This is a genomic window from Paenibacillus humicola (assembly GCF_028826105.1).
Taxonomy (GTDB): Bacteria; Bacillota; Bacilli; order Paenibacillales; family Paenibacillaceae; genus Paenibacillus_Z; species Paenibacillus_Z humicola.
The window spans coordinates 1,545,987-1,564,573 of sequence record NZ_JAQGPL010000001.1; the positions used below are offsets into that span (position 1 = coordinate 1,545,987).

General features: G+C 59.6%; 17 protein-coding genes. 9 read left to right on the plus strand and 8 right to left on the minus strand.

The genetic code is table 11. From position 1 onward, the window contains the following. Positions 1-71: 71 nt before the first annotated feature. Positions 72-857, minus strand: a complete 786-nt coding sequence (locus PD282_RS07215; protein ID WP_274649672.1) for an alpha/beta fold hydrolase — start codon at positions 855-857, stop codon at positions 72-74. A gap of 204 nt (positions 858-1,061) precedes the next feature. On the opposite strand from PD282_RS07215, the gene PD282_RS07220 reads away from it, so the two are divergent. Genes PD282_RS07220 through PD282_RS07230 form a run of 3 tightly spaced genes read left to right on the plus strand, consistent with a single transcriptional unit; the run spans position 1,062 to position 3,433 of the window. Beyond that, positions 1,062-1,538, plus strand: coding sequence for a MarR family winged helix-turn-helix transcriptional regulator (locus PD282_RS07220; protein WP_274649673.1), 477 nt, complete (start codon positions 1,062-1,064; stop codon positions 1,536-1,538). Between the two features lie 16 nt (positions 1,539-1,554). Beyond that, the gene (locus PD282_RS07225; RefSeq protein ID WP_274655080.1) at positions 1,555-2,760 is read left to right on the plus strand and encodes an FAD-dependent oxidoreductase; all 1,206 of its coding nucleotides are present in this window, start codon (positions 1,555-1,557) and stop codon (positions 2,758-2,760) included. Then, positions 2,741-3,433, plus strand: a complete 693-nt coding sequence (locus PD282_RS07230; RefSeq protein WP_274649674.1) for a VC0807 family protein — start codon at positions 2,741-2,743, stop codon at positions 3,431-3,433. Before PD282_RS07225 ends, PD282_RS07230 begins: the two co-directional genes overlap by 20 nt. 119 nt (positions 3,434-3,552) lie before the next feature. Here PD282_RS07230 and PD282_RS07235 read toward each other — a convergent pair whose 3' ends face one another. Next, the gene (locus PD282_RS07235) at positions 3,553-3,957 is read right to left on the minus strand and encodes a MarR family winged helix-turn-helix transcriptional regulator (RefSeq protein ID WP_274649675.1); all 405 of its coding nucleotides are present in this window, start codon (positions 3,955-3,957) and stop codon (positions 3,553-3,555) included. 87 nt (positions 3,958-4,044) lie between these two features. Here PD282_RS07235 and PD282_RS07240 point away from each other — a divergent pair, with 87 nt between their 5' ends. Next, entirely contained in the window at positions 4,045-5,868 is a 1,824-nt protein-coding gene (locus tag PD282_RS07240; RefSeq protein ID WP_274649676.1) for a chloride channel protein, read from the plus strand. Between the two features lie 104 nt (positions 5,869-5,972). On the opposite strand, the gene PD282_RS07245 is transcribed toward PD282_RS07240, so the two are convergent. Then, entirely contained in the window at positions 5,973-6,113 is a 141-nt protein-coding gene (locus PD282_RS07245; protein ID WP_274649677.1) for a hypothetical protein, read from the minus strand. Positions 6,114-6,313: 200 nt separating this feature from the next. Between PD282_RS07245 and PD282_RS07250 the strand changes: the two genes are divergently transcribed. After that, complete coding sequence (locus tag PD282_RS07250; protein ID WP_274655082.1) at positions 6,314-7,291, plus strand: aldo/keto reductase; 978 nt, start codon at positions 6,314-6,316, stop codon at positions 7,289-7,291. A gap of 82 nt (positions 7,292-7,373) precedes the next feature. On the opposite strand, the gene PD282_RS07255 is transcribed toward PD282_RS07250, so the two are convergent. The 3 genes from PD282_RS07255 to PD282_RS07265 form a co-directional block, all read right to left on the minus strand. After that, a complete protein-coding gene (locus PD282_RS07255) occupies positions 7,374-8,105 on the minus strand; it encodes a hypothetical protein (RefSeq protein ID WP_274649678.1) in 732 nt (243 codons plus the stop codon). A gap of 97 nt (positions 8,106-8,202) precedes the next feature. Beyond that, positions 8,203-8,868, minus strand: a complete 666-nt coding sequence (locus tag PD282_RS07260) for an MBL fold metallo-hydrolase (protein WP_274649679.1) — start codon at positions 8,866-8,868, stop codon at positions 8,203-8,205. A 145-nt stretch (positions 8,869-9,013) separates the two neighbouring features. Then, entirely contained in the window at positions 9,014-10,084 is a 1,071-nt protein-coding gene (locus PD282_RS07265) for a stalk domain-containing protein (protein ID WP_274649680.1), read from the minus strand. A gap of 387 nt (positions 10,085-10,471) precedes the next feature. On the opposite strand from PD282_RS07265, the gene PD282_RS07270 reads away from it, so the two are divergent. Further along, positions 10,472-11,410 (plus strand): aldose epimerase family protein, encoded by a 939-nt coding sequence (locus PD282_RS07270; protein WP_274649681.1) that lies wholly within the window; start codon positions 10,472-10,474, stop codon positions 11,408-11,410. A gap of 519 nt (positions 11,411-11,929) precedes the next feature. Here PD282_RS07270 and PD282_RS07275 read toward each other — a convergent pair. Both PD282_RS07275 and yfbR read right to left on the minus strand, forming a co-directional pair. Further along, complete coding sequence (locus tag PD282_RS07275) at positions 11,930-12,937, minus strand: SDR family oxidoreductase (protein ID WP_274649682.1); 1,008 nt, start codon at positions 12,935-12,937, stop codon at positions 11,930-11,932. Between the two features lie 94 nt (positions 12,938-13,031). After that, on the minus strand, positions 13,032-13,805 hold the full coding sequence (gene yfbR, locus PD282_RS07280) for a 5'-deoxynucleotidase (protein ID WP_274649683.1): 774 nt from the start codon (positions 13,803-13,805) through the stop codon (positions 13,032-13,034). A 221-nt stretch (positions 13,806-14,026) separates the two neighbouring features. Here yfbR and PD282_RS07285 point away from each other — a divergent pair, with 221 nt between their 5' ends. The 3 genes from PD282_RS07285 (at position 14,027) to pnpS (ending at position 18,524) form a co-directional block, all read left to right on the plus strand. Next, positions 14,027-15,571: a fumarate hydratase gene (locus tag PD282_RS07285; protein ID WP_274649684.1), complete on the plus strand. Its 1,545-nt coding sequence runs from the start codon at positions 14,027-14,029 to the stop codon at positions 15,569-15,571. Positions 15,572-15,746: 175 nt separating this feature from the next. Then, complete coding sequence (locus tag PD282_RS07290) at positions 15,747-16,676, plus strand: bile acid:sodium symporter family protein (RefSeq protein WP_274649685.1); 930 nt, start codon at positions 15,747-15,749, stop codon at positions 16,674-16,676. Between the two features lie 48 nt (positions 16,677-16,724). Beyond that, the gene (gene pnpS / locus PD282_RS07295) at positions 16,725-18,524 is read left to right on the plus strand and encodes a two-component system histidine kinase PnpS (protein WP_274649686.1); all 1,800 of its coding nucleotides are present in this window, start codon (positions 16,725-16,727) and stop codon (positions 18,522-18,524) included. Positions 18,525-18,587 lie beyond the last annotated feature (63 nt).

Genomic DNA, 18,587 nt, shown 5'->3' on the forward strand with positions numbered 1-18,587 from the left:
CGTACGCCCGGGACTTTTTTTAAAATTATAAACCTCGAACTCTACTTGCCGCGGCGGCAGGGGATCTTCCTTTAAGTTCCCGCAAATTGCATCACCAGCCGGTTAAACTTGACGCGCTCCTCCCAGAAAGGGCCGTGGCCGCTGTATTGAAACGGAGCAAGCTGCGAATTCCGGATGCGCCGGTGAAGCTCCAGCGCTTGCGCGAACGGAATCACCCGGTCCCGGACGCCGTGAACGATCAAGGTCGGAGCGGCGATTTTCGGCAGATCGGCATCCAGCCTCTCGTCCCGGAGCGTGCGGATAATAGCCGCCGTCGACCAGCCGGCCGCCTGCAGCCCCATTTGAAAAAACCAATCCGAGAAGGGCTCCGTAATGTACTGAAAGAAAAACGTTTCGGTCACCTGCCGCATCATCTTCGGCCGGTCGTTTAACGCCAAATCCAGAAGCTGATCGGCCGTTTCCGGCGTGAAGCCCGTTGGTGCCGCGGCGTCGATCAGGATCAGTTTGGACACCCCGTACCCGTTATGCCGGGCCATATACCGGATGGCGATGGATCCGCCCGTCGAATGGCCGGCCAATATAAAATCGTGGAGCTGCAGCGTGCCGACTACGGCCCGGATATCGTCCGCCAGCCGGTCGTAATGGTAGCCGCCCGCCGGTTTATCCGATTTTCCGAACCCTCGCCAGTCGATCCCGATGCAGCGGAACCCCATCGCGGGCAGCACGTCGAATTGATACTCGAACTGCTTATGGCTCAGCGGCCAGCCGTGCAGAAACACGATCGTTTTGCGGCCGGCGGGATTCAAATCCTCCACGTACAGCTTCACGCCCGGTTCAACCTGAACATCATACCCCATTGCCGTATCCTCCAATGAATGCAACTTCCGAATCGAATGAGCTCGAAATCAGGATACTCACCCGGTCGTCAATTGGTGTATGGCCTATTTTTGCCTGCTGAATAAACAGCATTCGGGCGAGTAAAGGATTTGCACAAGAAAAAAAGGGCGCGCCTACGAAAAAAATTATTTGCTTTACGCAAGCATCTATTTTAAAATGCAGGTATGAAACCACAACTCGACGATGTCAAGCAATTGGTTGCCGCATTGTTCACCGTAATAGGCGGTATTGAAAAGGCGCGGCGCAGCATTCCCGACGCCAGCAAGCTTGCCGTGCTGCAAATCGTCGCCCGGAGGGCGCCGGTAAGGCCGTCGGAGATCGCCGCGGAGCTGAACGTTCACCAATCATCGGTAACCCGGCAGATGAGGGGACTTGAGGAATCCGGCTGGGTGCATTTGGAGGCCGATCCGAACGACCGGCGGTCCTGCTTCGTGACTCTGACCAGAGAAGGGGAGGATGAAATCAGGCGCTTAAGCGAAGTCGGACTGAACCGGTTCGTTTCCTTTCTTGAAGGGTGGGACGCCGAGGAGGTCCGCACGTTGAGCCGGCTGCTGTTCAAATTTGAAATGAGCAAAGCGGAGGCCAGCAAAAAGAATCCGCCGCCTTCGGGACGACACTGGCAGAAGAAAAAAGGAGAGTGAACGACAAGTGCACGTGATGATTATCGGCGGGGGCATGGGCGGGCTTTCTCTGGCGCAGGGACTGAAGAAACGGGGGATCGGCTGCTCGGTTTACGAGCGCGACGCTTCTCCCGCCATCCGCAGGCAGGGCTACCGGCTGAATATCAATCCCTTCGGCGGCTACGGCCTGCAGGAATGTCTGCCGGAATCGCTCTATTCGCTCTATTTGGCTACGTCCGCCATCGCCTATAACGCGAAAGTGGCCAAATTCGACAGCATGCTCGCGCCGATCGGCTCCATCGATTTCGGGAAGCCCGGGGAAGACCTGTCGCGTTCGCACAGCGCCGTCAACCGTTACACGCTGCGGCAAATCTTGCTTGCCGGGCTGGAAGACCGCGTTCACTACGGCTGCAGGCTTACCGGCTTCGAGCAGGACGGGAACCGGGTGAAGGCGGTTTTCGCCGACGGCAGCGTCAAGGAAGGCGACGTGCTCGTCGCGGCGGACGGCATTCATTCCGCGGTGCGCAGCCGGCTCTTTCCCGAAGCGGAACCGCCGCTGATGCAATTGACGTCTATTTACGGCAAAATTCCGCTCAGCCCGCGGATGCTGAAGCAGGTGCCGGAAGCGCTCTATAACGCCATCAATTCGGTTCTCGGGCCGGAGCGCGTAACGCTGATCCTGGCCTTTTATCAGTCCCGCATGCCGCAGCAGGAAGCGGCCGCCAGGTTCGCCCCCGGCGTCACGGTGGACCCGGTTGAAGATTATTTGCTGTGGGGGCTTATCGCCCCGACGGAAAGCTTTCCGGATGATGTTCTGACATGCGAGCCTTCCGCTCTTCATTCCATCGGGCTCGGCCTAGTTCACGGCTGGGCGCCGAAAATCGTCCATCTGCTGGGCGAATCCGACATCCCGTCTTTGTTCGCGCTGCCGATGCGCTCCTCGCACCTGATTCCCGATTGGCCGTCCTCCCGTGTCACCCTGCTGGGAGACGCCATCCATGCGATGAGTCCGGCCGGAGGGTCCGGCGCGAGCACCGCTTTTCTGGATGCCGCGCTGCTGTCGCAGGTTCTGGACGCCGCAGAGAAAGGCGAAATGGAGCTCATTCCCGCAATTCGCATGTATGAAGAAAAAATGCGAGAGTACGCTAATCCCATTGTCAGCCACTCGCTGAATAACGCCAATCAAATTTTTTTCCGTCAGCCGGAAAAAGGAGAAGAGAGCCGTGAATCCAGCCGCCAATAAAATCCAGATGGCCGCGCCGAGCAAGTTCAAAGCGCTGTTCCCTATCCTGTTCGACCTGATCGTTCCCGTGATCGGCTATTATATTTTGCATCAGCTCGGAATCGGCGACGTTGTCGCGCTGACCGTCAGCGGCATGGCGGCGGGAGCGTCCACGACGGTTCAAACGATCCGCAGACGCCGTCTGGATGGAGTCGGAATGCTCGTCGTCATCGAAATCGTGTTTTCCATCGCCCTGCTGTTCTGGACCAACGATCCGCGCGTCTTCCTGATCAAGCCGTCCTTCTACGTGGCGGTCGCGGCCATTTACGCCTGGGTGACCTGCTTTACCGGACGCCCGTTCACCTTCGACGCTTCCAAACCGATGGCGACCAAGGGCGACCCGATTCGGACCGCCGCGTATGAGCGCGCCTGGGAGCGCTCGGAGCGTTTTCGGCGCGGCGAGAAATGGATGACCGCGGGCTGGGGGATTGCCCTGATGGCCGAAGCGATTCTGCGCATCGTCGTGGTCTACCGGATTCCCGGGCATGAAGTCGGCAGAGCGCTGACCCTATCGCAAATTCCCGCCATCGTCATTTTCGTGCTCGCCATTTTATTTACGCGATGGTGCCTGGGGCCGCTGAAAAAGATCGTGGACGGCTACTGCGAGGAAATCATCGGGGAACAGAAGCGGTAATTTCGGGGACGGCAGCGGCGGCGTATTCATCTGATCAAAATCGTTCCCCTTATCGCGCTTAAACGATAAGAAGCGGCCCTTGCGGCTGCTTCTTTTTTCGTTTTCAGAAAATAGTTCGCTTATCCCGGTTCATTCCGGCTGGTGAGAAGCCCGATGCGGTCCAGCTCCTCCAGGTGAATTTCGGACAGCGTCTCGAGCAGCTCTCTGCCTTTCGGCGTCGCCCGGATGAAGACGCTTCTGCCGTCGTCCGGATTCGGTTCGCGCTCGACCAGCCCCTGCTGCTCGCAGCGGCCGGTCAAGCCGACGCACGCGTGGTGGGTCAGCTGCAGCCGTTCCGCCAATTCGGTCGGCGTGACATAGTCCCGTCCGGGATAACCCGCGATCGCCAGCAGCAGCTGGTGGGCCTGCGGGGTCAGCCCGTTCCTGCGGGCGGCCTGCTCACTGAAATGAATGAATTGCCTCAGCTGATACCGGAAGTCCGCAAGCCGTTCATAAACGGCTTTGTCCAACTTTTTTTTTGACATTTGGCTTGTCTCCTATCTTGAATTGTATCTCATTGCGATATATTATTAATCGGGCAGCCTTGAAAACGAGAAGGAGGTTTACATCACGTGCAAGTTGCATCACAGCGCAATCTGGCCGATTTTCGCATCGGCCCCCGCAGCATCTATATCGCTGCGCTCGCGGTTCTGGTCGGGGCGGGCGGAGCGTGCATTGCGGTCGTTCTGCAAAAAATGATCGGCTTTTTCACCAATCTGTTCTACTACCACAAGCTTTCCCTTTCCTTCACGGCACCGTATCCGAACGGTCTCGGCTATGAAGCGGTCATCGTTCCCGCCATCGGCGGGCTGATCATCGGACTGATGGCCCGGTACGGATCGGACAAAATCCGCGGCCACGGCATCCCGGAAGCGATGGAAGCGATTTTGATCGGAAAAAGCGTCGTATCGCCGAAGGTTGCGATTTTGAAGCCGATTTCCGCGGCGATTTCGATCGGCAGCGGTGGACCGTTCGGCTCGGAAGGGCCGATCATCATGTCCGGAGGCTCGATCGGCTCGGTCATCGGACAATTTCTTCATTTGACGGCGGCCGAGCGGAAGGTGCTGCTCTTAAGCGGAGCGGCGGCCGGCATGAGCGCGACGTTCCATGCGCCGATTGCGTCCGTCTTCTTCGCCGTCGAACTGCTCGCCTTCGAAATGCGTCCGCGCAGCGTCATTCCCATCGCCATGGCCAGCGCCATCGCCGATTTTCTCCGGCAGTTCTGGATGGGCTCGGATCCGGTTTTTCCAAGCTCCGCAGCTCCCGTCAGCCATGCGGGCATTCTTGCCGTCGCGCTCGCCTTCGGGGTGCTGGGCGCAGGACTTGCCTATATCTTAACAAAAGCGATCTACGGAACGGAAGATTGGTTCGAGAAGCTGCCGCTGCATTGGATGTGGTGGCCCGTGCTTGGAGGAGTGGTCATCGGAATCGGCGGCCTCATACAGCCCCGCGCGCTCGGCGTCGGCTACGATTCGATCGGGCAGCTTGTCGCGGGACATTTTGCCGTCCATCTTCTGCTTGGCTTTCTGCTGGTCAAAAGTGTAATTTGGATTGTCGCGCTCGGATCGGGAACGTCCGGTGGCGTTATGGCGCCGCTGCTGATCATCGGTGGTTCGTCCGGAGCCGCGCTCGCCGCTCTCGTCCATGCGCCGGATCCGGGTGTCTGGGCGATGATCGGCATGGCTGCGGTATTCTCCGGCGTGACGCGCTCGCCGCTGACGACGGTCGTCTTCATGCTTGAGCTGACCCACGACTTATCCGTGCTCATGCCGGTTCTGCTGGCGTGCACGGTTGCTGCCGGACTGTCCGCGTTAATTTTGCCGCGGTCCATCCTGACGGAGAAGATCGCCCGCCGCGGCCGCCACATCGCCAGAGATTATGCCGTCGACCCGCTCGAGCAGCTGAAGGTGTCGCAGCTGGAGCTGATGCCGCTCACGGTTTTCCATGAAGGCGAGACCGTTGCGGACGCGCTGGAAAAGATACGCCGCTCGCCAGGCGATTATCGCTATAAAGGGTACCCGCTGCTGTCCGCTGAAGGCAGGCTGCTTGGCGAAGTGTTGAAGGCCGGGCTCGAGCAGCTGGCGGAACGGGAGGACGCCCGGCATTCGCCGCTGCCGCTGTATTTTAGCGCGCCTGTGCCCGCCATATCCCCCGATCAAACGATCGGTGACGTCTGCCACCTGATGCTGAGCGAAGACCGCCACCGCTATTATGTGGTCGACCCGGACGGACGGCCGCTCGGCATGCTGACGAGACGTTTGATACTCGAATCGAGAAGAAAACATTGGGAGGAAGAAAACAAGAGGGAGCGCTTCCTTTATTTTTCCAGGCGGAGCGAAGCCGCCGGTCCGATCACGCAGCAGCAGGCAACGACCGGCGGTCAGATCTCCTCCTGATGCGATTAATGGGGAATTACCGGGTCGGCAGGCCCGCGGCACCTTTGGATGACGATTTACGGGCTTCCGCTGCGGCGGAAGCCCGTTCCTCGCTCGTGCCGTGACTAGCAGCTTTTGCCGCCCGGGCTGTCCGGCTTCTTCGGCCTCTCGCCCGGCGTGCGCGATTGCTTGTCGCCGAATTGATCGAGCCGGTCCGGGCTTGCCGCCGGCCCGTCGTTGTCCGGTTTATTGTTTCGTCCGGTCATCTGAATCACCTCCTTCAATGTACATAAGGGTTCGCGGACGCCGCCTTTTTCATACCTTTCGGCCGTTTGCCGGCTATATTCTAGCAGGATTTAATAGACGGGGCAAAATAAGGTATAATCGTCTGTGGGAGCGCTTTAAACCGGAAACGATGGGCGACGCGCCCCCGGCATATAATGAAGAAGGAGCGGTGATCGAATTCATGCAGTATTCGTATTTGGGAAAATCGGGCCTGAAGGTCAGCCGGCTGTGCCTCGGCACGATGAATTTCGGCGTGGATACGGAAGAGAAGGAAGCGTTCCGCATCATGGATGCGGCGCTTGATGCGGGCATCAATTTTTTCGATACGGCGAACATATACGGCTGGGGCGAAAATTCCGGCCGCACGGAAGAGATCCTCGGCCGCTGGTTCAGCCTGGGCGGCGGCCGCCGCGAGCGGACCGTTCTGGCGACGAAGGTGTACGGGGACATGCACGACGAAACCGACGGGCCGAACCGCGAAGGCGGCTTATCGGCTTATAAAATCCGCCGCCATCTGGAAGGCTCGCTGCGCCGCCTGCAAACGGACCACATCGAGCTGTACCAGATGCACCATGTCGATCGCAATGTGAGCTGGTCCGAGCTGTGGGGTGCGTTCGAAACGGCCGTTTATCAAGGCAAAATCGGCTACGTCGGCTCGAGCAATTTCGCCGGCTGGGATATCGCGGTCGCCCAGGGCGAAGCGAAAACGCGCGGCATTCTCGGCCTCGTCTCCGAGCAGCATAAGTACAACCTGCTCTGCCGCCTGCCGGAGCTGGAAGTGCTGCCGGCCTCGCAAAGCCTCGGCCTCGGCGTCATTCCGTGGAGCCCTCTCGACGGCGGCCTGCTTGCGGGCAACGCGCTGCGCGGCGGCGCGGGCAGACGAAGCGGCGACTCCAAGCGGGTCGAGCAGCACCGGCCTCAGCTCGAAGCGTTTGGCAAGCTGTGCGACGAGCTCGGAGAGCGCGAGGACGTCGTAGCGCTGGCCTGGCTGCTCGCCAACCCGGCGGTGACCGCGCCGATTACCGGCGTTCGCACGATGGAGCAGTTCGAGCGCACGCTGCGCGCCGTCGAGCTGAAGCTGGACGAAGCGGCGCTGAAGCGGCTCGACGAGATTTTCCCCGGCCCTGGCGGAGACGCGCCGCGCGCTTATGCGTGGTAATAACCGGCAGCACTGAATGCAAACGACCCGCAGGTTGAACGCCTGCGGGCCGTTTTTTCGTTCGAAGCCGTTTCTTCCAGCATCACGGCATCGGCTCGAACAAGCCGAAATGGCGCTTGCCGATTTTTCCGTACTGCACCCGCTTGAACGCCGGATGGCGGAGCGTCTGGCTTTTATCGGCGACAACCGCCACGACGCACGATTGCGGATCGGTGAAGGCACGCACGCTGTCGAAGAAGCTCGCGGCCGGATCGGCGCTGCCGCTTGTCCAGCTGACGAGATTGCCGTAGGGCAGATCGGCGATGACGAGGTTGACGCCTTGGCATCGCCCGGCTTCAGCGAAGGCGGTTATATCCGCGCGGAAGCAGTCGATGCGGTCCGGCCGCGAACGCGCGATAACCTCCTGCAGCAGCCGCGCGCTCTCCAGCGCCTCGCGGTGGGACGGCTTGCCGTACTGGTCGAGCAGCTCGCGCAGGCGGGCGATCCGCTGCGCCATGCCTTCCGGCGTGAGCAGCGACAAGTTTTGCTTCGCGATTTCGAGCTTGTCCGCATCGATGTCGGAGGCGATGATACCCCGAATCGTTTCGGCATGCATAAATCCAAGCGCCGCCAGCAGGTAACCGCTCCCGCAGCACGGGTCGTATAAGGTATACGGGCCGCTCACGCTTTTGTGCTTCAGAAGCCGGAAGCACCGCTGGGCCAGCTCGCTCGCAAGCCGGACCGGAAAGGCGGTGGTGCCCGGAGCGTTCAGCAGCACCCGGCCGCTGGCTAGGTGCTCATAATTCCGTTTTTCCGTTTCAAACCGGTATTCCATGCGAATAGGTTCCTCCGCTCATTGGCGTCGTTCCCATTGTACTACCGCCGCATGGTCCGGCTCAAGCCGTGAATCCAGTGACTATTCGGAGGCCGGATTATGTGCCGTGGACGAGCTCTTTAAGCCGGAGACTTACGTTCTCCCTGCACAACCCGCCATGGTAACATACGACCGAGTCGATGCTATAGTCCAAATATTTTCCCAGCGAGCGCTTCGCGGCGCCGGGATCGAGCGCTGTTGGCGAATGGACGCCGTGCAGAATACCGTTGTGCCCGAACATCGAATCTCCGGCGACCAGCGTCCGGCTTTGCTCCAGGTACAAACCGATATGACCCGGCGAATGGCCCGGCGTGAAAATGACCTCGATTCCTCCGCAAACGGGCAGCCTTTCGCCGTCTGCAAGCGTCCGTCCGACTTTGACCGTCCGGGGAAGCACCAGACCGTTTTCTTTGATCAAAGGCAAATCCCCTTCGATATACGGTTTTTCCAACTCGTGCGCAAACACTTCGATGCGGTGTCCGCTCGCCTTCGCAAGCTCCGCGAGTCCCCCGGCGTGATCGATATCCTGATGCGTGAGGATAACGGCATTCAACCGATCGATTGACATTCCGGTCCGATCGAGCGCCGCGCGCAGCTCCTCGAATTGGCCCGGAAAACCGGTATCGATCAAAAAGGCCGACGTATCGTCCCAGACCAGAGTCGGATGAATCGTCGTGTCTGCCCAGTCCAGACTCAGCATTTCGAGGCCCTTTGCAACCCTCATGATCTATCCGCTCCTTTAACAAAGAATCATATACAGGTAAACGAACGGGAAAAGCGAAAAGGATACGCGTTCGGGGTTATGACCTGAAAAAAAGTAAAAAACCGTTCTCCTGGACGGAAAACGGCCGCGCGATGATAAAGTGATATTATGCTTTAAAGAGCGACAGCGGGATAGAGAATTCGGGAATGCCGTAGACGTAAGGCGTATATTCGTACAGCGAGAAATAAACGACAAGGGAATCGCCCCGCAGGAAGAAGCGCTGATCCGGCTTGATCGTTTCGAAGGGAGCGATCAGTGTCAGGTTTTTGTCCGCGGCGATTTGTTTTTTGATCTCGGCGTTGATGATGGAAATATAGTTCGGGTTGTTTTCCGCCGCCTGCTGCAGCGTCAGCTCGCTGCCGTCCTTCAGATCGAACGTATGCGCCTGGTAATCGTACGTGCCGTGCGCGCCTCCGGTATATTCATAGACGTTAAAATACAGGCTGAGCTTGCCCTTCGAATTGGACGTAATCGTATAATCGACTTCGTAATCGAGATGAGCGGCGGTTGCGGCCGGAGCGTCTCCGGACGCCTGCTTCATCGTCTTGACGCCGTCGGTGATATACTTCTTGGCCTCGTTCTCTAGTGCCGCATTAATAACCCCAAGCGAACTTCCGCCCGTTCCCGAGAGCTGCGGATACTGTACCTTGACCGTCGTGTTGCCGACCTTCTGCTCCAGCGTTTTGTTCGTCAGCTTGATATCGTTCTCCGCCGCCTTCACGATGGAAATCAGCTTGGTTTTGGCATCGTAGCCGATCGTAAAGCCCATCTTCTCAAGCAGAAACCGCAGCGGCAGGTAGGTCGTTCCGTTCAGGATGACGGGGGCGATCCCGTTGATGTGATGCCCATTGATCGTAAAATCCTCGCTGCCCGATTTCATCGTCATCGTTTTATTTTTTTCGCTTACCGTCACGGTCCGCGTCTTGGCGTCCCATGCCGTCGACATCCCCAGCTCCTTGCCGAGAAAGCTTAAGGCAACGTATGTGGTGCCGTCCGCCATACCGGCCGGAACGGACAGCGTGCGTCCTTCCGTCGAAATCTGCATTGTTTTCAGCTGCAGCTTGGCGGCGGCATCGGCTGTATGCGCTCCGAGCGGAGCGGCCGTGCCGATCAGGAGTGCAGCCGCGGCGGTCGCGGCAAGGAGCGGCTTTTTCAGCGTTTTAACATTCGTCATCATGGTTCAAACACACCTTTCATCAATTCGAGCTTCTCTCCGTTAAGCTGCGGGCGGCGTTCCCATCCGCCGGGTATAACCGTTGGCGAGCAAAATATCATCCCTGCACCGATGGAATGGCTCGGCGTTTGGCGGCTGGCGTCTGCTTGACCAAAACCTGTTGTTTCTAAGTTTTGAAACGAAACCCGGTCATTCATTATGAACGATAGAAGTCCCCGAAAAGTTGCCGCCGTTTTCATTTTCTCTCTATTGTTTGCTCGTGACGGGGGGACGGACGGAAGGGATTTTTTTCCTTAAGCCGTTAGACCGATTGCAGGATGACCGGCACACAGCCGCTATGATAGGATAGGATGGACAGCCTGAGACTGGTTAAAGCGGAGGGAAATCAAGATGACGCGGTGGGAACGAACGGAAGCGGGCGGCTATTCCGCCTGGAAGGGCGGGACGGACCGGCTGTCGATCTGCATCATTCCGGAGCTCGGCAGTAAAGCCGTATCGCTTCAAAATTTGTCGACCGGCCGGGAATGGCTTTGGCGGAGCGGCAAGCCGCTCGGAAACGAGGGGTACGGCTCGATGTTTTCGACAAGCGACGAAAGCGGCTGGGACGAAATGTTCCCCGGCATTAAAATCTGCCGATATCCGGAAGCGCCTTGGGCGGGCGAACCGGTGCCCAATCATGGCGAGGTTTGGCCGCTTCGCTGGGAAAGCGCCGTGACCGAGGCCGGGCTTACCTGCGGGGTAGACGGAGTGCGGTTCCCCTACCGGCTGGAGAAAACCTACACCTTCCCGAAGGCGGATACGGTGCGCATCGATTATGTCGCGCGCAACAACTCTCCGTTCCCGTTCTCGTTCATCTGGGCGGCACGCCCGCTGTTTCGGGCGCGGGAAGGCATGCGTCTGCACGTCCCGGACGAACTGAACGAAATCGAGGTTTCCTATTCGGAGGGCGGGCGGCTCGGCGAGTTCGGGGACAAGCGGCCCTGGCCCCGCATCCGGACGGAGGGCGGCATCGTCGATTTAAGCGTCGTACCGGCGGCGGACGGCGCTTCGGCGGAAAAATATTATTTCGCGGGGAGGCTGTCCGAGGGCTTTGCCGCGCTCAGCGATCCTGCGACGGGAGAGGCCGTCCGGTTCCGTTTTCCCGCAGACCGGGTGCCCTATTTGGCGGTATGGGCCAATTACGGCGGCTTCGGCGGCCATTACCACATTGCCCTCGAGCCGGCCACGGGGACGATGGACGATTTGAGCTATGCGATGCAGCGCAAAGAAGCTGCCGTACTGCAGCCAAACGGCGAATACCGCTGGTTTCTCGAATTGACGGTGACGTAAATAACAGGGTCGTTTGCGGAGGCTAGCGCCGGAGCCGAACCGTCAGAAGCGCTTATTCGCCGCCGCATGGGCAGTCAAGCGATGACTGCGCATCGAACTGCTGTCTCGGGCATAATTCCGGCCGCCTCATCATAGATATGGTACGGGAAACGTAAAAAATCGGTTGTTCGGAGGGGAAGCCGGCGGCGAAGGAGCATGACGGAATCATGGAGGGATTGCAATGAGTGCCGATCAGCTCATTCAACTGCTCATGCTTATCGTGATGGTCATCGGGCTGGCTGCCAGGTCGGGAAAATCGTAAGGGAGTACGAGAAAAACCGGAAGCGCCGCGTGCGTCTTCCGGTTTTTTCGCGTTGATCCTGCAGATGTTCGTTGATATTCGTTAATGCGTTAATCCTGCAATGGCGTTGATTCCGCATTCGCTCCCAATCGGCGCTTGCTTTTCATCCCAGAATTACGCACGCGTCGTAAATGAACAGCACATTGCGACCGGCGGATCCGCCGGCAGACCGAAGCGCTTTAGCTACCTTTGCCTGCCTCGTGCGCCGCGATGATACGGTCCATCAGCTCGTTCCATTCCGCGTCGATCTGGCAGCGCTCCGGACGGGCTTCGAGCCAGGCGACGGTCCGTTTGATCCCTTCGGCAAACGGCAGCGTCGCTTCGAAATCCGGGACGAACCGCTTGATTTTGCTGTTGTCGAAGACGATGCTGTACGCCTTGTCCCCGAGCAGGCCGCCGACTTCGCCCGGCGAATAGGTGCAGATGAAGTCGGACGAGATATGGACAAGCTTCGGCTGCTCGACACCTCCCGCCTGCGCGATCGCCGTATAAATCTGGTTCCAGGTCAGCACCTCGTCCGACGTGATGTGGAACGCCTCGCCGACCGCGTCGCTGCGTCCGAGCAGTCCGACAAAGCCTTTGGCGAAGTCGGTGTTGTGCGTCATCGTCCAGAGCGAGGTGCCGTCGCCGTGCACGATAACCGGCTTCCCTTGGCGCATCCGGTCGATGATCGACCAGGGCCTGCTCCAGCTGTTCAGCGCGGCGGGAATCATCGTGTCGCCGTACGTAAACGACGGGCGGACGATCGTGACCGGGAAACCGTTCTCCTGATACGCTTTCATAAGCAGCTCCTCGCAGGCGATTTTGTCGCGGGAGTACTGCCAGTTCGGATTGGAAAGCGGCGTCGATTCGGTGGTGAGGTAATGCTCCGGCGGCTTCTGGTAAGCGGAAGCGGAGCTGATGAAGACGTACTGCTTCGTTTTGCCCTCGAAAAGCCGGATATCCGTGTTCACATGCTCCGGCGTAAAGGCGATCCAGTTGACGACCGCATCGAACTCGTAAGGCTGCAGCGCTTTTGCGGCGCCTTCCGGGTCGCGGATATCGCCCGTGATTACCTGTGCGCCTTCCGGAACGAATTCGCTCCGCCCTCCGCGGTTGAACAAATACAGCTCAAGGCCGCGCTGGACGGCCAGCTTCGATACCGCCTCGCTGATCAGGCCGGTTCCTCCGATAAACAACACCTTCATCGATCAATCTCTCCTTTTTGTGAAAAATCGTTTGGGTTGAGTCTGCCTCCGGCAGCTTTTCGGTGCGCGATCCCCGATTGTGCTTCATTCCGCGCTACTCCCCGTCTTCCGACAGCTCGTCCAGCGTTTTGCTGAAGCTCGGCGCCATGTTCGTCAGGAACCAGTTGACCTCCGGCATCGCGAGCTGCGCCAGCGACTGCTCGATCTGGCCTTTAGCGACCGCGAATTCGCGGTTGCCCGAAGACAGCTCGGACAAGCACTTGATATAGGCGTCAAGCAGATCGGCGGCCTTCAGCATCTTCATCAGCTCGGCACCGTCATCGTTTGCGGACGGCGAGCCGCTGTTTGCGTCAGGGCCGCCTGTGCCGACGGCGCCGGTCCCGGCCGCCGCCGCGTTGTCGCCGCGGCCGCCGGGCTCGCCGCCCGCCGCTTCCGCTGCCGCATGGCCGGGGGAGTCCGGCGAGCCCGGCCCGGCTTCGGCAGGAGGCGCCGCCGCGGCGGCAGGCCCCATAACGAAAGGGGCGTACGCCTCCTTCAGCTCCGGCGGCACCATCCCGAGCAGCCGCTCCGCGGCCATGGCCTCGAGCTCGCGGAAATTGCCGAGCATGCGCGGGTTGTGATGCTTCACCGGCGTCGGAATGTCGCCGGTAAATACTTCGGTGGCGTCGTGGAACAGCGCCATTGCCGCCGCCCGGTCCGCGTTCAGCGACCGCCCGAACAGGCGGTTGCCGATTTCGCACAGCATATGGGCGAGCAAAGCGACGTGATACGAATGCTCGGCGACGTTTTCGCGCGTCGTATTGCGCATCAGGCTCCACCGTTCAATGTAACGGAGCCGGTACATATAGGCGATAAAATGGCTGTCCATTTTTGCAGCAGCTCCTTGCATGCGGACGGTTGTCCGGATTCTAAAGGCGGCGAGCCAGGGTCAGCACGCCGGCTCCGGAACAATCGAACGCTTCCTAAAATTTGGCGGGCACGTCCGTAAACCCGCGTTCATTCGCAGCAGCCGAGGTGCCCGGCGTCCGCGTATATGCTATTATAATACTATTGAATTCATGCGAATAGAGAGAGGAGCACCCTTCCATTATGCAGCAGTTTGAAGAAAGCGTCTATAAGCTGATTGTCGAAACGTCCACCAATTTGCCGGGCGACGTCCGCAAGGCGATCCAAGCGGCGCAGGAAGCGGAGGACCGCGCCACGCGCGCCGGCCTGTCGCTGTCCACGATCGCGACGAATATCGAAATGGCCGAATGCAACGTCTCGCCGATCTGCCAGGATACCGGCATGCCGACCTTTATCGTGCACACGCCTGTCGGCGCGAACCAGATTGTCATGAAGCGCCAGATCCAGAGCGCCATCGCCAAAGCGACGAAGGACGGCAAGCTCCGCACCAATTCGGTCGATTCGCTCACCGGCGCCAACTCGGGCGATAACCTCGGACCGGGCACGCCGGTCATTCATTTCGAGCAGTGGGAGAAGGACGATATCGATGTCCGGCTCATTCTGAAGGGCGGCGGCTGCGAAAATAAAAACATCCAGTACAGCCTGCCGGCCGAGCTCGAAGGGCTCGGCAAAGCGGGCCGCGACCTCGACGGCATCCGCAAATGCATCCTGCACGCGGTGTACCAGGCGCAGGGCCAGGGCTGCAGCGCCGGCTTTATCGGCGTGGGCATCGGCGGCGACCGCACGACCGGCTACGAGCTGGCGAAGCAGCAGCTGTTCCGCCATGTCGAGGATACGAATCCGAATCCCGAGCTGCAAAAGCTGGAAGACTACGTCATGGAGAACGCCAACAAGCTCGGCATCGGCACGATGGGCTTCGGCGGCCAGGTGACGCTGCTCGGCTGCAAAATCGGCGTCATGAACCGGCTGCCGGCCAGCTTCTTCGTGTCCGTCGCCTACAACTGCTGGGCTTATCGCCGCCAAGGGGTGCTGCTGTCCGCGGATACCGGCGCGATCAAGGAATGGATTTACCCGCAGGGCTCGGACACGCCGATGAAATCGGAGGCGGCGGATGCGGCGGCCGAAGCGGTGACGGGACAGGAGGAACGCCGCGAGGTGGTGCTGCAGATGCCGCTCACGGAAGAGCAGGTGCGCAGCCTGAGGGTTGGCGATATCGTCGTCTTGAACGGTGAAATGCACACCGGTCGCGATGCGCTGCACAAATATTTGATGGACCACGACGCCCCGGTCGATCTGAACGGCGCGGTCATTTATCACTGCGGGCCGGTCATGCTGAAGGACGGCGATAACTGGCAGGTCAAAGCGGCCGGACCGACGACGAGCATCCGCGAGGAGCCGTACCAGGGCGACATTATCAAGAAATTCGGCATTCGCGCCGTCATCGGCAAGGGCGGCATGGGCCCGAAGACGCTTCAGGCGCTGCAGGAGCATGGAGCCGTCTATTTGAACGCGATCGGCGGCGCCGCGCAGTATTACGCCGAATGCTTCAAAAACGTAAACAGCGTCCACTTCATGGAATTCGGCATCCCGGAGGCGATGTGGCACCTGCAGACCGAAGGCTTCGCGGCGATCGTGACGATGGACGCGCACGGCAACAGCCTGCACGCCGACGTCGACAAGGATTCGTTCGAGAAGCTGGCGCAGTTCAAGGAGCCGGTATTTAACTGATTCATCAGCCGGAATCGGCATCATTTCATGAGCCGCGCCGGACCGTCCCGCCCGCATATCCTGAAATACGGATAGGGGGCGGAGCGGTCCGGCGCTTCTTCTACGCTTCGAACAAAATGAGGGATAGCTTACGCGAAATTTCGGACTTGCTTTCAATAAACGGTTCGATCAGTGGATGTTCCTGATCGTTCCGTGCTCGCTTCTTCTCGGCTTTCTGTTTTCGGAGCAGCTGCGGCGCTTCGTGCCCGCCGTGCCGTATCTGTTCGCCTACGTCACTTTGACGATGGCGATCGGCTGCGGGCTCGGGCAGCTGCGCGCCGTAGTACGCCGCCCGTCCGTCGTCGCCTGGACGTTCGTGCTGACTCACGTTCTCTCCCCGCTCGTCGCCTTTGGCCTCGGGAGCGCGCTGTTCGGTGCGGATTCCCCGTATGTCGTCGGGTTTGTGCTGTTTACGATCATTCCGCTCGGCGTCTCGACCGTGCTGTGGGTCGGCATGTCGTCCGGGAGCGTGCCGCTCATTCTTGCGATGGTCGTCATCGACTCGGCGCTCAGTCCGGTCGTCGTGCCGTGGGGCATCCGGCTGCTGTTTCACACCGCCGTTCAAACCGATACGCTGGGCATGGTATCCGACCTCGCGCTGATCATCGTCGCGCCGACGGCGATCGGGATCGCGCTGCACGGGCTGACCAAGGGCCGCATTCAGCCGATTGTGCAGCCCTATGCCGGACCGGTCAGCAAAATCTGCTTCGCGGCGGTCGTCGCGTTTAACGCGGCCGCCATTCAGCCGTATATGTCGACGCTCGGCGGCGACCTGGTGCGCATCGTGCCGATGTCCGTCCTGATTGTCGGCCTCTGCTACGCGATCGGCTTTTTCGGTTCGGCGCCGTATCGCGATCAGGAGCTGCAGGTGACGATTTCCTACGCTTCGGGCATGCGGAACATTTCGCTCGGCATCGTGCTGGCGCTCGGCTACTTCAGCCCGCTTGCCGCCGTTCCGGTCGTGCTGTCGATCATGATTCAGCAGCCGCTGGCCACGGTGCATCATTACGCTTTACAAAAGATTTACAATCGAAAGGCTGGCACGGAAATCTCGGGACAGGTATGATTAAATTTCGGAAGCTTCAACAACCTGAGGTTGGAGGATGAGCCTGCAATGAGCAGTTTTCGCGTCCGGCTGACGCTGATTCTGATCGCCATGATCGGCCTGTCGGTGCTGGTGGCAGGTTTACTGATGGGGAAAACGATTAAGGACAATCATATCGAGGCGCTTCAAGACAGCATGGTGCGCGAAAGCAGGATCGTGCTCGACCAGATGGATTGGCGGCAGGGCGAACCTTCGCAGCTGTACGGGTATTATACGGATAAAGCGCAGCATTTGAAACAAATTACAGATATGCGCTTTACTTTTATCCGGGGGGACGGCGTCGTACTCGGCGACTCCGATCACGATCCGAAGACGATGGACAACCATTCGCAGCGGATCGAGGTGCTTGATGCGAAGCAAAGCGGCGTCGGCCGCGCGATCCGGCACAGCGCAACGCTGAATATCAATTTGCTGTACGTCGCGATGCTCGCGCACCCCGGCGATCCGCAATCGGACATCATCCGGCTGGCGGTCAGCCTGAAGCAGGTCGACGAAGGAATCGAACGCATCTGGATGGCGCTTATTATCGGGCTGCTCGTCCTGTTCGCGGCCGCGGCGCTCATCAGCTACCGGATTGCCCGGGGGCTGACCAGACCGCTCGAGGAGATTACCCGCGTCGCCAAGCGGATCAAAAATATGGACTATAAAGCGCGCGTCGAGGTGCAAAGCAGCGATGAAATCGGGGAGCTCGGCCTTGCGATCAACGCGATGGCGGACGGGCTGCAGGTGCAGATGTCGCGCATCCACCAGAACGAAAGCCAGTTGGCCAGCGTGCTCGACAATATGATCGACGGTATCGTCATGATTGACGGTTCCGGCAGCGTCGTGCTGCTGAACCGGTTCGCCGGGGAAGTGCTCGGCTTTTCGTCGCAGGAGGTGGCCGGGCGGCATTATGGAGAGCTGAAGCAGCAGTACGAGCTGCAGCAGCTGATCAAGGACGGGCTGGAGCGGCGGGAGCGTCTGCACGAGGAGCTCACGTTTTATTTTCCCGAGGAGCGGCTGCTCGATCTGAATCTGGTGCCGATCTTCGAGGAAGGAGGCGAATTCGGCGGCGTGCTGCTCGTGCTCCAGGACGTGACGGCGATCCGGAGACTGGAGCGGATGCGCAGCGAGTTCGTCGCCAATGTCTCGCACGAGCTGAAGACGCCGGTCGCGGCGGTGAAAGGATTCGCGGAAACGCTGCTTGGCGGCGCCGTAGACGATCCGGAGACGGCCCGTTCGTTCCTGCAAATCATTTTCGACGAAAGCGACCGGCTGAACCGGCTGATCGGCGACATCCTCGAGCTGGCGAAAATCGAGTCCCGCCGCGTGCCGATGCGGTACTCGCCCGTCGAGCTGACGTCGTTCACGGGCAAGACGCTGGAGCTGATGTCGGCCGAAGCGGCGCGCAAGCATATCCGCCTGTCGATGAAGGTGGAGCCGGGGCTGTTCGTCGAGGCGGACGAGGACCGGCTGAGGCAGATCGTCATGAACCTGCTCGCCAACGGCATCAGCTATACGCCGGAAGGCGGAAGCGTGACGATTAAGGCCGAGCCGGTTCCGATTCCCGGCGCGGAAGGCACAGAAGATTACGATCAGATCCGGATCAGCATTTCGGACACCGGCATCGGCATTCCGAAGAAGGATCTGCCGCGGATTTTCGAACGGTTTTACCGGGTGGACAAAGCGAGATCGCGGAGCTCCGGCGGTACCGGCCTCGGATTGTCCATCGTCAAGCATCTGGTCGAGCTGCACGGCGGATCGATCTCGGTCGACAGCACCGTCGGCATCGGTTCGACGTTTACGATCGAGCTGCCGGTTTTGCAGTAGAAGGCGCGGCCGGGGAAGGCTACAAATTGGTTTACCCCGGTAACGCAGTAATGATATGATAAG